At 66.1% G+C, this 19,461-nt stretch carries 18 protein-coding genes; 12 read left to right on the top strand and 6 right to left on the bottom strand.

The features are described 5' to 3' along the window. Positions 1-28 precede the first annotated feature (28 nt). Positions 29-565, top strand: a complete 537-nt coding sequence (locus GEV02_RS33140) for an HNH endonuclease (RefSeq protein WP_217433151.1) — start codon at positions 29-31, stop codon at positions 563-565. Here the strand turns inward: GEV02_RS33140 and GEV02_RS19750 are convergent. The 5 genes from GEV02_RS19750 to GEV02_RS19730 all read right to left on the bottom strand — a co-directional run bounded on the left by GEV02_RS19750 (position 550) and on the right by GEV02_RS19730 (position 8,216). Continuing rightward, positions 550-2,748: an acylase gene (locus GEV02_RS19750; RefSeq protein WP_152839611.1), complete on the bottom strand. Its 2,199-nt coding sequence runs from the start codon at positions 2,746-2,748 to the stop codon at positions 550-552. The genes GEV02_RS33140 and GEV02_RS19750 overlap by 16 nt on opposite strands. 32 nt (positions 2,749-2,780) lie before the next feature. Beyond that, entirely contained in the window at positions 2,781-3,608 is an 828-nt protein-coding gene (locus GEV02_RS19745; protein WP_152839609.1) for a ParB N-terminal domain-containing protein, read from the bottom strand. Between the two features lie 424 nt (positions 3,609-4,032). Next, positions 4,033-5,529, bottom strand: a complete 1,497-nt coding sequence (locus GEV02_RS19740; RefSeq protein ID WP_152839607.1) for a hypothetical protein — start codon at positions 5,527-5,529, stop codon at positions 4,033-4,035. Between the two features lie 13 nt (positions 5,530-5,542). Then, positions 5,543-6,943 carry an amidase gene (locus tag GEV02_RS19735; RefSeq protein WP_174999191.1) on the bottom strand — a complete coding sequence of 467 codons (1,401 nt, stop codon included), beginning with the start codon at positions 6,941-6,943 and terminating at the stop codon, positions 5,543-5,545. 10 nt (positions 6,944-6,953) lie between these two features. Next, the gene (locus GEV02_RS19730) at positions 6,954-8,216 is read right to left on the bottom strand and encodes an aminotransferase class V-fold PLP-dependent enzyme (protein ID WP_152839603.1); all 1,263 of its coding nucleotides are present in this window, start codon (positions 8,214-8,216) and stop codon (positions 6,954-6,956) included. A 362-nt stretch (positions 8,217-8,578) separates the two neighbouring features. On the opposite strand from GEV02_RS19730, the gene GEV02_RS19725 reads away from it, so the two are divergent. The 11 genes from GEV02_RS19725 to GEV02_RS19675 all read left to right on the top strand — a co-directional run bounded on the left by GEV02_RS19725 (position 8,579) and on the right by GEV02_RS19675 (position 18,479). Next, positions 8,579-8,845 carry a hypothetical protein gene (locus GEV02_RS19725; RefSeq protein ID WP_152839602.1) on the top strand — a complete coding sequence of 89 codons (267 nt, stop codon included), beginning with the start codon at positions 8,579-8,581 and terminating at the stop codon, positions 8,843-8,845. 63 nt (positions 8,846-8,908) lie between these two features. Next, positions 8,909-9,139 (top strand): hypothetical protein, encoded by a 231-nt coding sequence (locus tag GEV02_RS19720; protein WP_152839600.1) that lies wholly within the window; start codon positions 8,909-8,911, stop codon positions 9,137-9,139. A gap of 15 nt (positions 9,140-9,154) precedes the next feature. Further along, a complete protein-coding gene (locus GEV02_RS19715) occupies positions 9,155-10,111 on the top strand; it encodes a beta-ketoacyl-[acyl-carrier-protein] synthase family protein (protein WP_152839598.1) in 957 nt (318 codons plus the stop codon). Between the two features lie 11 nt (positions 10,112-10,122). Beyond that, positions 10,123-11,769, top strand: a complete 1,647-nt coding sequence (locus GEV02_RS33705; RefSeq protein WP_152839596.1) for an asparagine synthetase B family protein — start codon at positions 10,123-10,125, stop codon at positions 11,767-11,769. Further along, complete coding sequence (locus GEV02_RS19705; protein ID WP_152839594.1) at positions 11,756-13,297, top strand: class I adenylate-forming enzyme family protein; 1,542 nt, start codon at positions 11,756-11,758, stop codon at positions 13,295-13,297. The genes GEV02_RS33705 and GEV02_RS19705 overlap by 14 nt, the downstream gene beginning before the upstream one ends. Next, positions 13,294-14,007 (top strand): phytanoyl-CoA dioxygenase family protein, encoded by a 714-nt coding sequence (locus tag GEV02_RS19700; protein ID WP_174999189.1) that lies wholly within the window; start codon positions 13,294-13,296, stop codon positions 14,005-14,007. Before GEV02_RS19705 ends, GEV02_RS19700 begins: the two co-directional genes overlap by 4 nt. Further along, entirely contained in the window at positions 14,004-14,615 is a 612-nt protein-coding gene (locus GEV02_RS19695) for an alpha/beta hydrolase (RefSeq protein ID WP_152839590.1), read from the top strand. Before GEV02_RS19700 ends, GEV02_RS19695 begins: the two co-directional genes overlap by 4 nt. Next, complete coding sequence (locus GEV02_RS19690) at positions 14,603-15,592, top strand: TauD/TfdA family dioxygenase (protein WP_174999187.1); 990 nt, start codon at positions 14,603-14,605, stop codon at positions 15,590-15,592. The genes GEV02_RS19695 and GEV02_RS19690 overlap by 13 nt, the downstream gene beginning before the upstream one ends. Further along, complete coding sequence (locus GEV02_RS19685; protein WP_152839587.1) at positions 15,589-16,350, top strand: class I SAM-dependent methyltransferase; 762 nt, start codon at positions 15,589-15,591, stop codon at positions 16,348-16,350. The genes GEV02_RS19690 and GEV02_RS19685 overlap by 4 nt, the downstream gene beginning before the upstream one ends. A 14-nt stretch (positions 16,351-16,364) precedes the next feature. Further along, positions 16,365-18,065, top strand: a complete 1,701-nt coding sequence (locus GEV02_RS19680) for a 2-isopropylmalate synthase (RefSeq protein ID WP_152839586.1) — start codon at positions 16,365-16,367, stop codon at positions 18,063-18,065. Between the two features lie 120 nt (positions 18,066-18,185). Beyond that, the gene (locus GEV02_RS19675; protein ID WP_152839584.1) at positions 18,186-18,479 is read left to right on the top strand and encodes a hypothetical protein; all 294 of its coding nucleotides are present in this window, start codon (positions 18,186-18,188) and stop codon (positions 18,477-18,479) included. Positions 18,480-18,481: 2 nt separating this feature from the next. Here the strand turns inward: GEV02_RS19675 and GEV02_RS19670 are convergent, their stop codons facing one another. Beyond that, entirely contained in the window at positions 18,482-19,456 is a 975-nt protein-coding gene (locus tag GEV02_RS19670; RefSeq protein ID WP_152839583.1) for a ribonuclease T2 family protein, read from the bottom strand. Between the last annotated feature and the right edge of the window lie 5 nt (positions 19,457-19,461).

Below are 19,461 nucleotides of genomic sequence, written 5' to 3'. Positions count from 1 at the left end.
GGGAATTGCGTATTTAGCCTGAGAGCTCATGGAATTCCTCTTCATCATCATTGGCGTACTGGCCATCGGCGCCCTCTACTCGTTGGGCGTGGCCAGCGCCAAGCCGGTGCCCGGCAGCGACTTTTACAAGGTGTCGAAGGATGGCCGCGTGCTGGCCTCCGGCGGCCCCAAGGTGACGGCGCTGCGGCCCAAGGTCACGCCGGACGGCTTGATGGTCAAGCTGCGCAATGGCAACCGCACCGGCGAATTCCTGGTGCACGACCTGGTGGCCGAGGCGCACCTGCCCAATCCATCGGGCTTGAAGTACGTGCGTCACAAGGATGGCAACCTGCGCAACAACAAGGTTGAGAATCTGGCGTGGAGCAAGGAGCCGGTCGCCGAACCCGCAGCGGCGCCGGCGCCGCCGCCTGTCCAAACGCCGCCGCAGACGCGCTATGCATCACCTGCGGCGCGGGCCGCAGCGGCAGCCCTGGCCGCCGCTGCGGCGGAATCGGAGGCAAGCTCCGCTCCGGCGAAAACCATCGGCGATGCCCTGCCCGGCGGCGCGCCTCAATCGCCTGGGTGATATTTACGTTCCAGGTGCTTTTCCACGTCAGCCTTGTAGAACAACACGTCCTTGAACTCCCCGCGCGCGTACATCGCGGCCTGGTCGCTGAAATGCGGCGAGGCCGGGTCGCCGCTCTCCCCTCCCGCCAGAATGCTGCGCGCCTTGATGCGCGGCCCGAACTCCACCGCCGCCACGAAGCTGTTGCCGCGCTCGCCGTAGAGACGCTTGGTCTTGCTCTTGTTGGTCATGCCGTAGGCGGCCAGCGAACCCCAGTTGGCTGACGCGAAGGCCACAGGCAAGCTCGGCTTGCTGTCGTCGAAGGGCTGGACGATGTCGCCGCTCAAACGTTGAAAACGATTTATATCGCCCCACGGCGTCTGCCATGTGCCGAAGTCCGCCGTCAGCTTGGCTGACGCCCGCTCCAGCGCCTGCAGGCGTTGTTGCGGCGTGATCGCGGCCTGGATGTAGTCGAGCGCCAGCACCTCGCGTGCCTTGGCCGCCGGGCCGTACGTGGCCGTCAGATCCTGTGCCCAGAACACCGCCAGCGAAGTCGGCACCGAGTCCAGCGCGTAGCGCATATCCCAGCCGCGCAGCGCGGCGATCTGCGGCGCCAGGCTGCCCTTGAGCGTGTCGCCGGCGGGCAGCTCGTCCCAGGCCGCGAACAGCTGCGGCAGCAGTGGCTCGAAGGCTGGCAGCTGGGTGTCGTAGGCGCTGGCGATCAGGCTGTCGAGCGTGAAGTTCTTCTTGTTCTCCAGTACCCGCACCGCGTGGATGCCGCGAGGGTTCTCGGGATTCATCGACATGTAGGCCGGATAGTCCCGCGCCTTGGGGCTGTACGCGCCCGCCGCCGTGTACGGCCAGTTGTTGGTGTTCTGTATCCAGCCGTTCTTCGGATTGAACAGTGTGATGGTTTCCTTCACCGCATGCAGGCCTTGCCACTCGGTGGCCGGATCGCTGCCGTCGACCGGATGCTTCCAGTCGAACTTGGGATCGCGGCGCGGAATGAAATTGCCGTGGAAGTAGGCGATATTGCCGTCGGCATCGGCGTACACGGTGTTGTTGGACGAATTGGTGCGCAGCTCCATCGCCTTGTAGAAATCCTTGTAGCTGCGGGCCTTGGTGCGGATGTAGGATTGCGTCAGCGCCTTCAGCGGCTCATTCATCAGGCGCACGGCGATCCACTTGCCGTCCTTCGCGCGCACGATGGGGCCGTGGTGGCTGTAGTAGACCTTGACCACCTTGCTGGCCATGCCGGCCGCCGTCTTGTACGGCAGCGTGATGTCGACCGCCCTCAACGGCCGCTGCTCCTGGCCGTACTGGTAGTAGAACTGGCCGTCCTTCTCGCTGATGGTCTCCAGGTATTCGTCGATGACGTCGCCGCCGCCGGAGGTGTGCATCCAGCCCAGGCGGTCGTTGAAGCCCTGGTAGACGAAGAACTGGCCCCAGGTCACCGCGCCGTAGGCGTTCAGGCCTTGTTCGCTGTGCACCTGCACCTCGGGCCGGAAGTAGAACGAGGTGTGCGGATTAATCAGCAGCAGCGCATGGCCGCCCCTGGTCAGCGCCGGTGCGATGGCGAAGCCATTGGAGCCGCCCGGTTCCTTGTCCAGATCGATGCCCTCCCCGCGTGCCGACAACAGCAAGGGCGGGGCCAGCGGCAGCCTGGCGCCGTTGGCGTACAACTCCTGCAGCTGCTTGAGGTCCACCGATTCAATGTCGCCGCCGATGCTGCCCTCGCTGAAGCTGAGCGCCATCCACGGTTCGAAGTGCGTAATCAGCGCCGGCTTGACGTCCGGGTGCGTGGCCAGGTAGTAGTTCAGGCCGTCGGCGAAGGCCACCATCAGCTGCTTCAGCCAAGCCGGGCTTTGCCGGTACTGCGCCTGCAAGTCCGCCGGATTGATGAACAGCTTCATGCGCAGGTCGCGATACAGCTCGGCCTCGCCTTCGACCTCGGCCAGCCGGCCCATGGCGTTGATGTAGTTGAGTTCGACCCGCTTGAAGTCGTCCTCGGCCTGCGCGTACATCAGGCCGAACACGGCGTCGGCGTCGGTCTTGCCGTAGACGTGGGGAATGCCCCATTTGTCGCGCAGGATGGTGACGCGCTGTGCCGCCGCCTTCAGCCTGGCGACCTCGGAGGGGACTGCCGGTGGCGCTGCCGCCGCATTCATCGCTATACAACACAACAAGGCAGGCAAGGCGCGCATCGGCAGACTCCGTACAGTGAGGGGGGGACAGCTTAGCTGGCGTCGACCAGCTCCGAGATGCGCAGTTGCAGCGCGGTGATTTCCGACCGCAGTGCGGCGTTCTTTTCCTTGAGCGAGGCGTTTTCAGCGCGCAGCTCGTCCACCTCGGTCATCGGCCGGTATTCGCCGCCGCCTTCCTTGGCTTCCTTGGCCGGGCGCGAAGCGGCGCGCAGCTCGCGCACTTCCTTGGCGGCCTTCTGCAACTCCTTCTTGCCGCCGGCGACCGCAGCCACCTGATCGGCTTCCGGCAGCGAGGCCACGGTGGCGGCGGCGTTGATCGAGATCGTGCCCGAACGCACCGCCTCCACCAGCTCCGGCGTCGCCGTCTTCTGGATCTTTTCGATCTGGCTGATGGTCGCGCTGCTCAGGCGCGCGGCGCGGGCGATGTCCTCGCGCGAGGTCAGCGGCATCGCGGCCGGCTTGGCCTTGGACGCATCGCCTTCGGGCGGCGCGATGGCGGCATCCTCGGCGGCGGCCTGCGCGGCCAGCTCGGCCACGCGGGCGGCGACGATTTCCTTCTTGCGCAGCGCCAGCACGCCGCGCTGGAAGTCGGAAATGCTGCGGCGGCCCAGATTGTTATCGATCATCCACAGCTTGACGTCGTCCAGGTTGCGGAAACTGGTGTTTTCCGTCACCTTGAACGGCACGCCGTGCTGCTGGCAGATCTGGTAGCGGTTGTGGCCGTCGACCAGCACGTCTTCCCACAGCACCAGCGCGTCGCGGCAGCCTTCCACCAGAATGCTGCGCTCCAGCGCCGCGTATTCGGCCTCGGTCAGCGGCTCGATGTAGCTGCGCAACACGTCGTTAATTTTGATTTGCATAGTTATCCTTGAATTACCGGCGGGCCGGCGCCTGTGCGCCCGGCCGTTTCGCCGTCCAGCATGCTACACCATCCGGGGCATGCGGCCCAAGCCCTGCGCCGCATGGTTGCCAAATGGTTACTAAGGCAATCTTAAGAAACATTCATTAAGATGCTTCCCAGTCAACTTGCTTTCTCCGCTAATTGACGTCTAGCCCCGACAGGTTCTCCGCCTGTTCGGGGCTTTTCTTCGTCTGCCGCCATGGTGGCTGGTGATCGCTGACAGGGACTAGGCCCAGGGGGACGCGATGATGCTTACGTATCGCGGAAAGAAAGTGATGATGGTGCAAAGCGAGCTCAAGCGCCAGTCCGGGACGGCGCTTTCCCGCCGATTGCCAAGAAAATTACAGCGCGTCAAAGCCGCGCTGCAATCGGCGGGAATTGCTTCATTTCTCGTTGCCGGTCTTGGTGTTCAAAATCAGCGGCATGGTGTGGATGAAGCCCCAGACGAAATCGTTTTGCAGGAGGCTGTTGGTGGCCGGCCGGGCGTTCAGATTGAAATTGCCGGGATTGGGCGTGCCGGCCCAGTTGATGTACAAGCCCAGCACCTGAGGCGAAACGCCAGTCGCCGTGGTGCCGGCGGTCGCGTGGCAGGACACGCACGAGGAGCCGGCAACGATGCCGCCATTCGACGGCCTCGAACCCAGATAGCTGGGCCGCCCCGCCTGGTCGGTGTAGGCCCATTGCGAACCGCGCAGGCGATAGCTGCGCCAACCTTTGCTTTGCGGCGTGGGCCAGCCGCCGGCTTGATCGCCGGTGCCGATGCGGGTCTGGTCGAACAGCTGCTTGAGCGCCGGCGTGATCGGGCCGCTGGGATAGACGGTGTTTTGGACGAAGACTTGCCCCTTGGCGGTATTCTCGGTCGCCGCACTGGTAAAGTTCCGGCTCAGGCCGGGCCGCGCCGGGGCCGCCGAATCGAAGCCGTAGCCGTCATTACAGCCGGTAAAATCACAGCGGCCGGGACTGTTGACATGCTCGAAATCGGCCCAGAACCAGGGCGGCGTATCCTTGGTCGACAGATGGAAGGACATCAGCCAGTATTCGCCGGGGGCGAAAACGTCTGGATTGAAATTGTAGTGATGGCGGTCGTCGATCAGGACTTTGACAAACGGCGACGCCGGATCATCGACCAGGCCGGCAGCCAGCGCCGCCTTCTTGCTGATCCATTGCGCGCGTATCATCCAACCGTCGATCGGAAAGTTAACCGAGGTCAGTTGCTTGCTGGTGCTGACCGCGTGAAACGGCGCGTTCTTGACCAGGTCGGCATTGGCATTGTTCAGCACCGCGACCAGTCCGTTCGAGTGGTACAGGCCGTTCTGGAACACATAATCGAACATCGGCTTGTTATAAAAGGTCAGCGGCAAGGTCGCCACGGCGCGCGTCCCGTGCACTTCCGGCGTGCCCGCCGTGCGGGAGGCGTCGCGCCGCATGCCCGGGCGCGGCGCCTGCGCCAGGACTACGCCATCCTTGCCGTCCGGCGCGAAGGGGCAGTAGCGGCTGGGATAAGCGGGATTGTCGTAGCCGGGGTTGTTCGACCTGCCCGGCATGCAGCAGTTTTTCTCGCTCGCCGTGGTACACAGAGGCAATGGCGACGACGGCCAGATCAGGTCGCCACTGACCCAGGATCCGATGAAATTCTGTTGTATCACCTCGATATACAGTTTCCACGCCAGCAGATCGGGGCAGCTCATGGCCGGATTGGTCACCGGTCCGGTAAAACTGACGCGGCCATTCGATGCCGTCATGCCGCAACTGACGTCGTTGACGACCATGGCATTGAAGTACATATCATATCCGACGTTGTTGGGGGCCGCCCCCTCTTCCACTTTTTGCGCCTGGCACACGGTGACGGCCAACAGCAGCAGCAACAAGAATGAACGCATGATGAATTCCCCCTCAGGTGAGATGCGGAGCGACAACGCGGGTGTCATGTGACATGGGCGGCCGCGGTATGCCGCCCGGATAATAGTCCGCCATCAGCGCCCGGCCGATGGACAAGATGCGCTCGTCGTGTCCGGGCCGGCCGATAATTTGCAGGCCGATCGGCAACTCTTGCGACGACAGCCCGCACGGCACGCTCAGCGCGCACAGGCCGAGGACATTGACCGAGCGGGTGCAGGAGGAATAGCGGCTGTTGGCGTCGGTATAGGCCGTCGCGGACCGGCTCACGTCGTCGAGCGCCACCGCGGTGGTCGCCGTGGCAGGCGCCAGCAAGGCATCGAATGCTTCCATGGCAGCCACGGCCTGCGGCTGCAGCGCCGCCATGCTGCCGAGGGCGGCATAGTAGGCGGTCGCCGTCGCCGTGGCGCCGGAGTCAAAGCTGGCCACCACCTTCTGATCCAGCCACGCCGACCCGCTCGCCAGCAAAGCCTGGTTGTAGGTGTAGCCTTCCACCTTGCTGATCACGCCGTTCGGATTGATGAGTTCGGCCTGTTCGGCCTGCGGGAAAGCGATATGCGTCACGGTCGCTCCCAACGCCTCCAGGCGGGCGGCAGCGCGCAGCACCGCCTCGGCCACCTCGTCATCGACATCCTCGAACAGGCTGTCGGCGACGGCCAGGCGCAAGCCGCGCAGGCGGAACGGCTCCGTGGCGGGCGGGTCCGCGTTTTCCGGCGAAAGCAGGCGCAGCAGAACCGCGACGTCTTCGGCGGCGATGCCGATCACGCCCACGGAATCCAGCGTCGGACTGAGCGGATAGACGCCGCTCCGGCTAATGCGGCCATAGGTGGTTTTCAAGCCTATCGTGCCGCACAGCGCCGCCGGCACGCGGATCGAGCCGCCGGTATCGGTGCCCAGCGCGATGGGCGCCATGCCGGTGGCAACCGCGACGCTCGACCCGCTGCTGGAGCCGCCCGCCACCCGGTGCACCGCAGACCACGGGTTGCGCGGCGTGCCCTGGTTCAGATTGACGCCCAGGGAGCCATGGGCAAACTGCACCAGATTGGTTTTCCCCAACAACACCATGCCGGAGGCCTGCAACAGGTCGACGACGGCGGCCGACGCCGACACCGGACTCCCGGCCAGCAAGTCACAGCCGGCGCTGGTCGGCAGGCCGGCCACATCGAACAAATCCTTGACCGCATACGGCACGCCCTGCAGCGGGCCAAGCCGGATGCCGGCCTGGATGGCTTCGTCGGCGGCGCGAGCCTGGGCCAGCGCCAGGTCGGCGGTGACCAAGCGATACGCGCCGTAGTGCCGGTCCAGTTGCGCTATGCGTTCCAGAAAATATTCAGTCAACTGGACCGAACTAATCTGCCGCAACTCCAGCATGCGGGCCCATTCGAGACAGGTTTTCATGCCGCGCTCCTCATGCGATATCCTGCAGCACGGCAAACAGCCGGCCGATCTGGTCGGGGAAGTTGTAGATGTGGGTGGAAACCCGCAAGGCGTTGATCTGCGGACCACGGCCGCCGTCCGGCCCCGGCGTGGCGGTGCACAGCACCCATAGGCCGAATTCATTGACCAGCCGCTGGGCGATCTGCTGCATGCGGGTGGCGTCATACGCCAGCGCATAATTGCGCGAAGGCACGAAAGCGGTCAGGCCGCAGCACAGCGCCCCGTCCTCCGCCTGATGCGACGGACTGAACACGCTACCCTGCCCCCAATGCGCGACCGCTTCCCGCTCGACCTCGGCCGACAGCTGAAGGATGCGCCGTTCAATCGTGGATTTGCCTATGCCTTCGAAGAACTCGGCAGTGCGTGCCAGCGTGTAGAAGGCCGGGCCGTTCAGGTTGGCACGCGCCTGCAAGGCATCGGCGATGGTCAAGCCATTGCCGACATCCATGGCCCGCTCTGAAACAATCGGTTGCAAGCCCCAGGGATTGGTTTCCGCATCACGGATATACAGGATCCCCGTTCCCGGTGGACCGTTCAGCCATTTATGGCCCGAGGCGGCATAAAAATCGGGCCCTAATTCACGCAGATTAAGGTCCAACATGCCCAGCGCATGGGCGCCGTCGACCAGGCTCAGAATATTCCGTTCACGCGCCAGATTGCATATCTCGCGCACCGGCATGCGCAGCCCGACGGCATAGTTAATATGCGAGAAACAAATAGCCCTGGTGTTCGGGGTGATCGCCTTCCTGAATATCTGGACGATATCCTCGCTGGATTTCGCGGGAATCGGCAATGACACTTCTATTATTTTCACACCCTGCCGTTCGGCCAGAATCGACAGCGGCGAATACATTGAAAAATGATCTTGCTGCGTAGTAATTATTTCACACGGCCCTTTATTGGGCAAACCTAATAAAACCATTGCCAAACCCATCGTCGTATTGTCGGTCAATACGAGATCGGCAGGATCGGCGCCGACAAATTTTGCCATCCGGGACCGATTGGCAAGTTGCTTGCTGTTCAGGTTGACGTCATCGAAAAATGCCTGGGAGGGGCTGGAAGCCCAATGTCTCATGGCTTGAGTAAGGATAGACTGCATTTCCAGCGGCAAGGAACCTTCTGAGCCGGAGTTGAGATAGATCAAACCCGGTTCGAAATGGAAGGCCTTGGCCAATTCCCGCCATTTCCCTTCGTCGCCGTCCGGCCAGCGCGTCTGCAAGGCATTCGTCTCCATCGCATCTCCATTCAAAAATGGCAGTTAGTATTTCCCCGGCTATTTAAAAACACCAGGCCATTGTAATTAAAAACCATAATTGAATTATCACGATTTGTCACGCGCGGCATTTTTATAACTTTCATTTTGCACTGACCCTTTTAATTTTCCATGAGGAAATCACCACCCAATAAAAAACCAACTCGCTACTTATTTTTTAATAGTTAATCAGGTCAAAAAATTAATATTGACAATGAAATTTGATTGAATTAATCTCGGCCCAATACTCCGGATATTATCCCGGAGGTAAGCGGAATGGACGAGATTGAATACCTTGCCCATGCCGCGAAAATGCTGTGCTTTTCATCTAACCTGGAGGAATCATGTCTAGATTTAATCGAGATTTGAATGAACAGGAATTCACCGAATTGCTGCAAGCGGCCAACGGTGTGGCCAGTTCGATGCGCGGTCGCATCGCTTCCCTGCGGGGGCATCTGGCCTCCCTGCGTGGCGCGGCAGCTTCGCTGCAAGCCAAGGGGCTGACGGCGTCGGCCGCAGGCCTGACCGCTTCGCTGCGTGGCGTCACGGCCTCGCTGAACGGCATCGTCAGCTCGGCCCGCGGCGTCTCCTCTTCGCTGGCGGCAAAATAAAAGGTACCGGCCTTGCACGATGGACGCTGGCTTGCCAGCGTCTGTCTTACTGGGGAACAAGATATGTTTGACGACCACGCGGTGATGGCATTTTTCAAGCAACGTATGCCGGACTTGGCTTTGCAACCGTCGACCCTGTTGGCGGACGTGCTCGATTCGCTGACGTTCCTGGATTTTTTCCTGTTTCTCGAACAGGCGCTGGACGACACGCTGACGCTGGACCAGGTCGCGCAGTGCGCCACCGTCGGCGAGCTGGTGTCGTTGCTGGACACGGCCGCTTGCCCACCCAAATAGGCCCCGGAGCCACGCATGTCAGCTAAACAAGCCTTTTTGCATTCGATCGATTACGCCGTCGGCGCCGCCGTGCCGATAGCCAGCCTGGCGGACCAGGGGGTCGCCATCGAGACCGTCGATGAATTGCTGGCCAAGGGGGTGCAAGCGTTCTCGCTGCTGGAGCGGCCGCTGGACCAGGTGATCGGCGAGTGCGTGCGCGCTTCGCTGGACCGGGCCGGCTTGCAGGGCGACGCCATCGACAGCGTCATCCTGGTCACCGAAAGCTTTGCCGAACTGTTTGACGGCGGCCAGACGGATCTGAGCTTCCGCCAAATCCGCAACCGCTGTTTCGATCTGTTTTACGGGCTCGGCATCACCAAGGCCTCGCTGCTGTGCGCGACCTATGGCGGCTGCACCAATTTCCTGCAAGCGAGCCTGATGGCCAAATCGATGATCCAGCAAGGCCTGGGCCGGCACGTGCTGCTGGTGGCGGCCGAGCGCTTCAGCACGCTGGCATCGCGCTTGATGGACGAGGCCGTGTCTGTCGCCGGCGATGGCGTGGCGGCCTGCGTGGTCAGCGCCGAAGCGCCGGCGGGCAGCGCCTTCCGGCTCGATTTCATCGGCCTGGCGCCCTACAAGAATATCGTCCCCGACGCCGACATGGCGGCCAAGCTGCTGGAAATGTTCCGGTCGATGAAGCACGCGGCGGCCGACTGCTACGACAGTTGCCGCATGCAGCCCGGCGACTTTCGCTGGGTGGTGCTGGGCGACTATAACCGCAGCACCACGCTGACCTATTCCAAGCTGCTGGGCTTTCCGCCGGAGCGCGCGTTTCTGGACAATGTCGGACGGCTCGGGCACATCCCGTTCGACCCGCTGATCAACCTGGCGGACCTGCACCGCTCACGCCAGGTCAGCCAGTGCGACGCCGTGCTGCTGTTCCTGTGCGGCCCGCTGTCCTGCGGCGCCGTCGCCGTCACCCTCTGCCCATAGGAGCGCCATCCATGTGCGGCATCGCAGGATCATTTGGCACGGCCCCGGCCAGCGTCTTCGACGCGGTCTTCGACGGCATCCGCCACCGCGGCCCGGACGGCCTGGGCGTCTTTCGCGACCAGCGCCTGGCGCTGGGCATGAACCGGCTGCGCTTTCGCGGCGCCGACATCGCGCTGCCGGTCCGCCAGGCCGACGCGGTGTCGGCCTACAACGGCCAGGTCTACGGCCAGCACGCCGGCCGCCGCTATCTGACCGCGGTCGAGGGCCTGGACAGCGAAATCGCGCTGGCGGCGCACACCCCCGGCGCGGACGGCATGTACGCCTACTCGCGCTATGCACCGCGGCAGGGGCAAGTGACGCTGGCCACCGACTGGCACTTCATCAAGCCGCTGTTTGTGCGCCAGCTTCCCGACGAGATCGTCTTCGCCTCGGAAATGGCGGCGCTGCTGCGGCAGGGCGCGCCGGCGCGGCTGCACCGGGGCGCGCTGGCCGAGCTGTTTGCCTACGGCTGGTACCTGAGCGACCAGACCTGCGCGGCCGGCGTTTCCCTGGTGTGGAAGGACGATGTCGCCATCGACGCCGACGGCCTGCGGCGCACGCCCAAGCGCGCGCAACGCCCGGCGCCGCCGGCGGCGCCGGACGCCGCGCAGCTGCGGCAGGCGATCGCGGCATCGGTGCGGCGCAGCGCCCAGGGCTCGGGGCCGCTGGGGCTGGCCCTCAGCGGCGGCCTCGATTCCAGCATCCTCGCCTGCGAGCTCAACGCCCAGGGCGTGGAAAACGTGGTCTGCGTCACCGTGCAGACCGCGGACGGCGACGACGACCTGGGCGCGCTGGCGCAGCTGGGCCTGCCCCCGGCAGGCGCCTGGCAGACCTGGAAGCACGTCGTGGTGCCGGTCGGCGACCAGGATTTCCTGACCGGCTTCGCCGCCGCCACGCGCGCCTTCGGCCAGCCGACCACGATGTCCAGCCTGCCCCTGTATCAGCGCCTGGCCGATGCCGCCGCCGCCCACGGCGTGCGGGCGATGCTGCTGGGCGAAGGCGTGGACGAGTACTTCGGCGGCTATGGCAGTTACGCCAAGGTCGACGGTCACGCCGCGGTGCAGGACTACTACCGCAACGCCGCCAGACGCCGGCTGGTCGGCGACCTGTTTGGCGACGCCGCCGCGCACGCCGTCGAGCAGCGCTTTGCGCAGCAATACGGCGCCTGCCATGACTTGCGGGCGATCGAAACCCAGATGCGGCTGACCAGGCTGCTACTGCGCAGCGACGTCTGCCTGATGTCGCGCTCGATCGAAGGGCGGGTGCCCTTCCTGTACAACCACATCCCCGACCTGGCGCTCAGCCTGGACTGGCGCACCCTGACCGGCGGCCTCGGCAAGACTTTCCTGCGCCAGGCCTACCACCAGCAGCTGGGCCCGCGCGCGCTGCGGCCCAAGGTGCGCTTCAAATCGTCCGACGCCATGTTGCTGCGCTGCCTGGCGCGCGACGAGATGGCGCTGCGCATCCGCCGCCAATGCGGCCGCCTGTTCGGCGCCGGCGCCGTGGCGCAGGCGCTGGCCCGCCTGCATGCCGCCGACGGCTTCGACGCCGACATCCTGTGCCTGCTGATGTCCCTGACCTTTTTACTGGAAAGCGAACTGCTCGATGCAAACACCTGAATCCCATCTGGCTCCGGCCGATTTGCGCCTGGACCAGGTTGTCAGCTACTGGGCCGCCCGCCGCCCCGAGCACAGCGTGCTGCGCGATGCCGCCGGCCGCACCGGCCTGGTCTGGCGCGAATTCGAGGCGGCGGTCGCCAGCGTCGCCCGCCAGCTGGACGGCGCCATCGCCCCCGGCCAGGTGGTGGCGCTGGTCTGCGCCAACGACGCCCCCTTCCATGTGCTGCTGAACGCGCTGTGGCGCATCGGCGCCGGCGTGCTGCTGCTCGATCGCCACTGGCGCGCCGCCATCGTCGACGACCTGTTGACGCTGCTGGGCTGCGACACCGTGTTTGCCGACGCCGAGGCCAGCGTGTCGAGCAACCTGGCCGGACTGCGGCGGCATGCGTTTCCCGGCTGGCAGGACGCGCCAGCCCTGCCGCCGGCGGCCGGCGCCGCGCGCGGCCACGGCCTCGACCAGGTCGCCCTGTATGCGACCACCTCCGGCACCACCGACAACCCCAAATGCGTGGCGATCACGCACCGCCAGATCCGCAGCGCCTACCGCAGCTGCCTGGCCAGCCATGATTTCAGCACGGTGACGCGCTGCGCCTGCCTGTTCGACATCAATTCGCTGGGCGTGCTGGGGGTCTGCTTCCTGTTGCCGCGTGAAGTAGGCGCCGGCACCCGCCTGTTCCCCAGTTTTACGCTGGCCAATGTGGCCGCCAGCTGGAACGCCGTGCTGGACGATGCGAGCGATTTCGTCTACCTGGTGCCGCCCCTGGTACGGCTCATCAACACCCTGCCCGCGCGCCCGTCCGCCGGCCCGGCCGCGACGCTGGCCTTCTGCTCGGCGGCGCCGGTCGCGGAGCAGGAATTGCAGACGCTGGAGGCGCGCTTCCCGGTCCGCGTCTTCAATTGCTACGGCCTGACCGAGCTGACCTTTGCCGTGTTCTTCGGCAGCCGCAGCGACGATGGCCTGGCCAGCGCCACCATCGGCCCCGCGCACGGCGTCGCCGCCCGCCTGGTCGACGCCGACGGCCGCATCCTCGACGGCCCGGCCCAGGGCGAGCTGCACCTCAGCGGCCCGATGGCGACCGGCGCCTATCTGCACAATGCCCGCGCCACCGGCGACAGCTGGGAGCATGGCTGGCTGAAGACCGGCGACATCGCCGAACGCGACAGTGCGGGCCGTTACTACATCCGCGGCCGCCAGAAGGATATGGTGCTGCGCGGCGGCTACACCTACTATCTGCACGAGCTGGAACACTATCTGCGGCGCGCGCCCGACGTCGTCGATGCCTGCGCCTTCAAGGGCCGCGACCTGCCGTCCGGCGACGAATTGTGCGTGGTGGTGCAGACGGCGGCGGCCACCACGGCCTCGCCCCTGCTGCAATGGATACGCGACAACCTCGGCGTCACCAAGGTGCCGAACGCGCTGTACGTATCGGCGCGCGGGCTGCCGCGCAACTCGAACGGCAAGATACTGCGCAACGATCTGTCGCGCATGCACCTCGACGGCACCCTGGGCCGGTGGGTGAGCGCATGACGCCCGAGCGCTACCAGGCCGAGGGCTACGCGCGCTTCGACGCCGCCATCGGCCGCGCCGCCGCGGCGCAGGCCGCCGCCTGGATCGTCACCCATCGCCAGCGCGCGGACCTGGCCGCCACCCGGGATCCCCTGAACCGGCACAACGCGCTGCCGATCAAGCTGCGCCGGCTGTGGCACAGCGATCCGGCGTTCTGGCAGGGCTTCCTGGCCGACAGCGGCGTGCTGGCGCTGCCGCGCGCCCTGCTGGGGCCGGAGTTTTTCCTGATCCGCAGCGCCGCCTTCATCAAGTATCCGCACAGCAGCTCTTACGTCGGCTGGCATTGCGACGCCGATCTGTGGGGACATCCGTGCGACGCCGGCCTGACCGCCTGGGTGCCGTTGACGCCGATTCCCCAGCAGAGCGGCTGCCTGCAGTTTTTACCCGGCAGCCACCTGGCGCCGCCCGGCAAGCTCTATTGGGACTTGCGCCACCCGTTTCATAAGGTCATGGACGTCAGCGGCCTGGCGGCGCCGCAGGCGCTGACGGCCGAGGTCGGCGACTGCATCGTGATGGACCGGCGCACCGTGCATGCCAGCGGCCCGAACACCTCGGACTGCGAGCGCATCGGGCTGGTGCTGGCGTTCGCCCGCTGCGGCCGCGGCGATCTCAACGAACCGGCCGTGGCCTTCGGCCCCGGCCAGCGGCAGGAGGAGGTCTTGCCGCCATGATCTGGATCTGTTTGCATGGCTGGGGCAGCTCGGCGCAGCTGTTCCAGGCCGAATGGGAGGCCGCCGGCAGCGGCGCGCTCGGGGACGACGCGCCGACCCGGCTGTTTCTGGACGGGCTGGAAGCCGAGCCGGTCAGCGGCAACCGGCGCTGGTTCCCCTTCACCGGCCGGCACGACCGGCTGGCGGCGGCGCTGCGCGACTGCGGGCCCCGGCTGGAAGCGCTGGTGGCGCACAGGCTGGAGCAGGCCGGTATCGCGCCGCAGACGCCGCTCGGCATCCTGGGCCACTCCCAGGGCGGCATGCTGGCGCTGGCGCTGGCGGCGCGCCAGCGCCTGAATATCGTCCGCGCCGCCGCGTTTGCGGCATTCTTGCCGGCGCCGTATATGGAGCGGGCCGAACCGGGCCGGCGCGGCGGCGTCAGGGTGGCGCTGTACTCGTCGACGCTGGACCCGTATGTGACGCGGGCGCCGGTGCACGCCACCGCTGAATGGCTGCGTTCGCTGGATATCGGCAGCGTCGACCACCATATCGTGGCCGGCCTGCCGCACGCCTTTTCACCCGCCTGGATACAGGCCGCCACCGGGGAGCCCACACCATGCCCGCTTTAAGCTGTGCCGCCCCGTCCGCCGCGCTGCGCGCCCAGGTCCTGCGCTGGCTCGCCCGGCCCGTCCCGGACGGCGCCGACGCGGCCGAACTGGCGCAAGCCGTGGTGGCCGCCGTCGCCGCGCCGCTGGCCCGGCATGGCGTGGCCAGGCTGGCGCTGGTCGAGCGCCCCGAGCTCTATCCGCTGGAGCGCATCGAACAGTTGCTGTTGCTGGTCTCGCGCCAGATCGGCTTCGTGCTGCCGCAGTCCTATTCGGAGGGCGAGCTGGCCCACGTCCAGGACCAGCGGCGCGACTATGCGCTGCCCGGCACCCGCGGCCACCAGACCAATAACGCGCTGGCCTTCCACAGCGACCGCTGCGACCTGAACCTGTTGCTGTACGTGCGGACCAGCAGCAACGGCGGGCAGCTGAGCGTCGTGCCCTATGCGCAGGCGGTCGAGCAAGTGCGGGCCCAGGCGCCGGCCATGCTGCCCGATCTGTTCGACGGCTTTCCGCTCGACCTGCGCGAGGAGCGGATTTTCCCGTCGCTGCTGTGGCACTGGCGACCCATCCTGTGGGAACGGGACGGCGTCGTCTACGGCCACTACATTCGCCGCTTCATCGCCGACTCGCAGCGCCATGCCGATTGCCCGCGCCTGAGCACACGCCAGCTGCAGGCCCTGGACCGCTGGGATGCCGTACTCGACGATCTGCGCCAAGCGCACAGCTTCGCCCCCGCGCCGGGCGAGCTGCTGCTGCTGGATAACTACCGCGTGATGCATGCGCGCAGCGCGTATGTCGACGCGCCGGCGCACGACGCCCAGCGTCTGGCGCTGCGCACCTGGGTGGCGCCGTTCGACAGCCCGCCGTTGCCGCTGGCGCTGCATCCGCTGGCCGGTTCCTGCACCGCCGGCAGCTTCCGCGGCGGCGTCGGCCAGGGGTCATCGTATCTGAACCGGCTGGGCAGCACCGGCCACGTCCATTCCACGGAGTCCACATGACGCAACCGCCCAATACCTTCGCCCAACGCTCGGACCAATACGCGCTGGCGCGTCCGCACTATCCACCCGCGCTGTTCGACTGGCTGCGGCAGCAGACCGCCGCGCACGACCTAGCCTGGGACTGCGCCACCGGCAACGGCCAGGCCGCGGTCGACCTGGCCCGCCACTACGGCCAGGTCATGGCGACCGACCTCAGCCCGGAACAGGTCGGCCAGGGCCTGCCCGCGCCCAATGTCCAGTATTCCGCGCAACCGGCCGAGCGCACCGCGTTCGCCGCGCATAGCTTCGACCTGATCACCGTGGCCCAGGCGCTCCACTGGTTCGACTACGCCGCGTTCTGGCCGGAGGTCCGCCGCGTCGCCAAGCCCGGCGCCCTGTTCTGCGCCTGGGGCTATGCCTGGTTTGACTGCGAAGCGGAGGTGATGGCGGCGCTGGTGATGCCCATGCGCGAATTGCTCGCGCCTTACTGGGCGCCCAACAACCGCATACTGTGGGACGGCTATCGCGACGCCGACATCGCCTTCCCCTTCGCGCATGTCGCGCCGCCGCCGCTGGAGATCCGCGAACGCTGGAGCGTCGCGCAACTGATCGGCTATATGCAGACCTGGTCCTCGTATAAAAAGGCCATGCTCGACAGCGACGTCGCCGCCCGCCTGACGACGCTGGTGGCGGCGGCGCAAGCGCGCTTCTCGCAGCTGGCGCCGCTGCACATCAGCATGCCGCTGGCGATCGTCGCCGGGCGGGTCCATCCAGATTGAACAGGGATAGTGCCATGCAAAAGATCCGCATCGTCGACGCCACGCTACGCGAGGGCAACCAAGCGCCGGCAGTCCGTTTTTCTGTCGAGCAGGCCTGCCATATCGCCACCCTGCTGGAGGCGGTGGGCGTGGACATGATTGAATGCGGCCACGCACTGGCGGGCGAAGAGGAGCGCCGCCGCATCCGCGCGCTGCGCGGGCTCGGACTGGCCACGCCGCTGCTGTCGCACGCGCGGGCGCAGCGCGCCGACATCGACGCCGCCGCGGACAGCGGCGCCCAGTGGGTGGGCATCTTTTGCGGCATCAACCGGGTGTCGCGCCTGACCCGGCTGGGCGGGCGGCCAGCCGCCTCGGTGATGGAGATGGTGCGCCGCAGCGTGGCGTATGCGAAATCGCGGGGGCTGGGCGTGCGCTACACGGTGGAAGACGCTTCCCGCACGCCGGACGAGCTGGTGATCCGGGTGCTGCGCGCCGCCATCGACGAGGGCGCGGACCGCATCTGCTATGCCGACACGCTGGGCGCCATGACGCCCAGCGTGTTTGGCGCCAAGGTGGCGGCGCTGCGCGCGGCGCTGCCCGGCGTCGACCTGGAGGTGCACATCCATGACGATCGCGGCTTTGCGATGGCCAACGCCTGGGCCGCGCTGGAGGCCGGCGCCAACTGGATCTCCACGTCGGTCAACGGCATCGGCGAACGCTGCGGCATCACCGACCTGGCGCTGCTGCTGGCCAACCTGGATCTGGAAGGATACCAGCCGCTGCGGCAGCCGCAGGCGCTGCAACACCTGTCGGCCTTCGTGGCGGCCGCCACCCGTTCCGCGCCCGACCATCGCCGCCCCGTGGTCGGCCAGAACGCCTTCACGCACACCGCCAGGCTGCACACCCAGGCGATGCAGCGCAGCCCGCTATCCTATGCCGTGTTCGACGCCCAGCGCTGCGGCCGCGCCGTGCAACTGGCGCCGCCGCCCACGCCACGCACCATAGACAGGCTGGTGGTGTCGCCGCAGGTGATCAGTGCGACCGAGCTGAAGTATCACCGCGCCGGACCGGGTTCCCGCTATGTGATGGTCGACAACCGTTTCGTCGACGACGCCCGGCAGTACTGCATCGTCCGCGACATTCCGCCGCAACACACGCCGGCGGCGGCCCATGTCGATCCCCACCGGCATGGCTGCGACAGCCTCTTCCTGTTCATCGGCAAGGAAGACGGCCTGACCGGATTGAGTGTCGAAGTGTTGTTGGACGGCGAAATCCGCGTCTTGCACAGCCCGGCCTCCATGCTGATTCCGGCCGGCGCCGAGCATAGCTACCGCGTGCTCGGCGGCAGCGGCCTCTACATCAATCATGTGCTGGCCGGCGACTACAACGCCAGCCTGCTGGAGATGCCGGACCGGGCGCCGCAGGACGCCGTCGCCGTCGCCGACACCTCGTCGATCACCCTGCTGCGCCAGTTCCTGGCCGATTTGTCGGGCGTCCGCGGCGACAGCCTGGGCATGGACGCCGATCTGATCGAGGGCGGCGTCATCGATTCGATCGGCATGCTGGAACTGTTCGTCTTCATCGAGACCCACACGCGGCGGCCGCTGCCCGACAGCGGCCTGAACACGGAATACCTGCGCACCATCCGCTCGATCGCCGATACCTTCTTCACCGGGCCGGCCGGCGTGCAGCCGAACGCCGCGCAAGCGGCCACCGCGCACTGCGCGGCAGACTGAACAGGCATTGATCCCATTTGGCATGCCGCCGCGGGCGGCGCGTTTTCCATCGTCCAATGGAGGGTTGCATTTGCAGAAAGCTTGGCGCATGATTCATGCTTCCTCAATAAGGGCGTGACCATGATCAACTACATAATCTATGTGTCCTTTACCGATGCTGCGCCAGACTCGATCACGCGGCTCAGCACCGAACTGGCGAAATACAACATCGCCGGCGGCATCAAGGCCGACGACGGCCGCGGCTACTTCCTGCCGCCGGGCACCTTCATCTACCACGGCAAGGAAACCATCAACGAAGTGCGCGACGCCATCCACCGCCTCGCCGAAACCATCCAGCCCGGCGCTTCGGTCGTGGCGACCGAAACGACGACGATCTCCTGGACTGGCTTGAAGGAAGTGCCGAACCCCGCCTAGTTCTAGTGCTTGCCGGCTGCCTCGACGTAGACTTCGTCGTCGCAGCCGATCTCGCGCGGCGCCGCCTGTCCGCCGCTGCCCACCAGTTGCGGCAGCTCGCGCTCGGTGCTGAAGTCCAGCGGCAGCGCTACCCTGATCTCTTGCAGGTACTTACGGTCGGTGCACACCAGCGTGACGCGCGCCGCCACCTGCTCGCCGTAGCGCGCCTTGAGGCGGTCGAAGAAGTCGCCGACGCGGAAGCTCTTGCCCGCGCTGCCCAGCACGATCTTGCCCACTTCCGAATCATTCACCACCCGCACCGCCGACACAGCCCTGATGAAGTACGCGTCCGGCGGCAGCGCCTGGCACTTGCCGTGCTTGTTCCACTCATAGGCGCCGAAGGTGCGCTCGAAATAGAAGTTGGGCATCCACGGCGAGATCTGATCGATGGTTTCCTTGGTCAGCGCGAACTGCGGGCCGTCGCAGCTGCCGTAGTGCGTGCCGCATTCCTTCTTGTTCGGCCACAGGCCGTGCAGGCTGAGCGTCTTCGCCGCCAGCGCGCCGCTGTTCATGGCGTCGCATTCCGGCTTCTTGCCCTTGTACTGCACATGCTCGCAGAAGCCCGGCTGCCAGGTGATGGCCAGCACGTAGCTGTCCTGCTGGTTGGGGATGCTGCAGCTGTCGCCGCCGCCCGACGGCGCCTTGGCCGGGTGCTCGGCCAGCGCAGGCGTGCCGCAGCTGCGCTGCACCCAACGCAGTTGCGGCTCGGCGCCAGGCACCTCCACCCGCAGCCAGTCGTAATCGACCTTGTTAATTTCGCGCACCGTGTAGGCGGTGCCGGCGACCACATGCGCGTCGCCCGGATTGCTGCGCTTGGCGAAGGACGAGTAAGCCTCGCAACTGGCGTTGGCGGTGAACTTGCCGCTGGCCGATTCGCTGGCGTGGGCGGCAACGACAAACAGCGTGAGGAATAAGGCGGCGGAGAGTTGGCGGGACATGGCGA

The sequence above is a fragment of the Rugamonas aquatica genome (assembly GCF_009380215.1).
GTDB lineage: Bacteria > Pseudomonadota > Gammaproteobacteria > Burkholderiales > Burkholderiaceae_D > Rugamonas > Rugamonas aquatica_B.
Note: the sequence above shows the minus strand (reverse complement) of the source record. Positions and strands in the feature narration are given on the sequence as shown.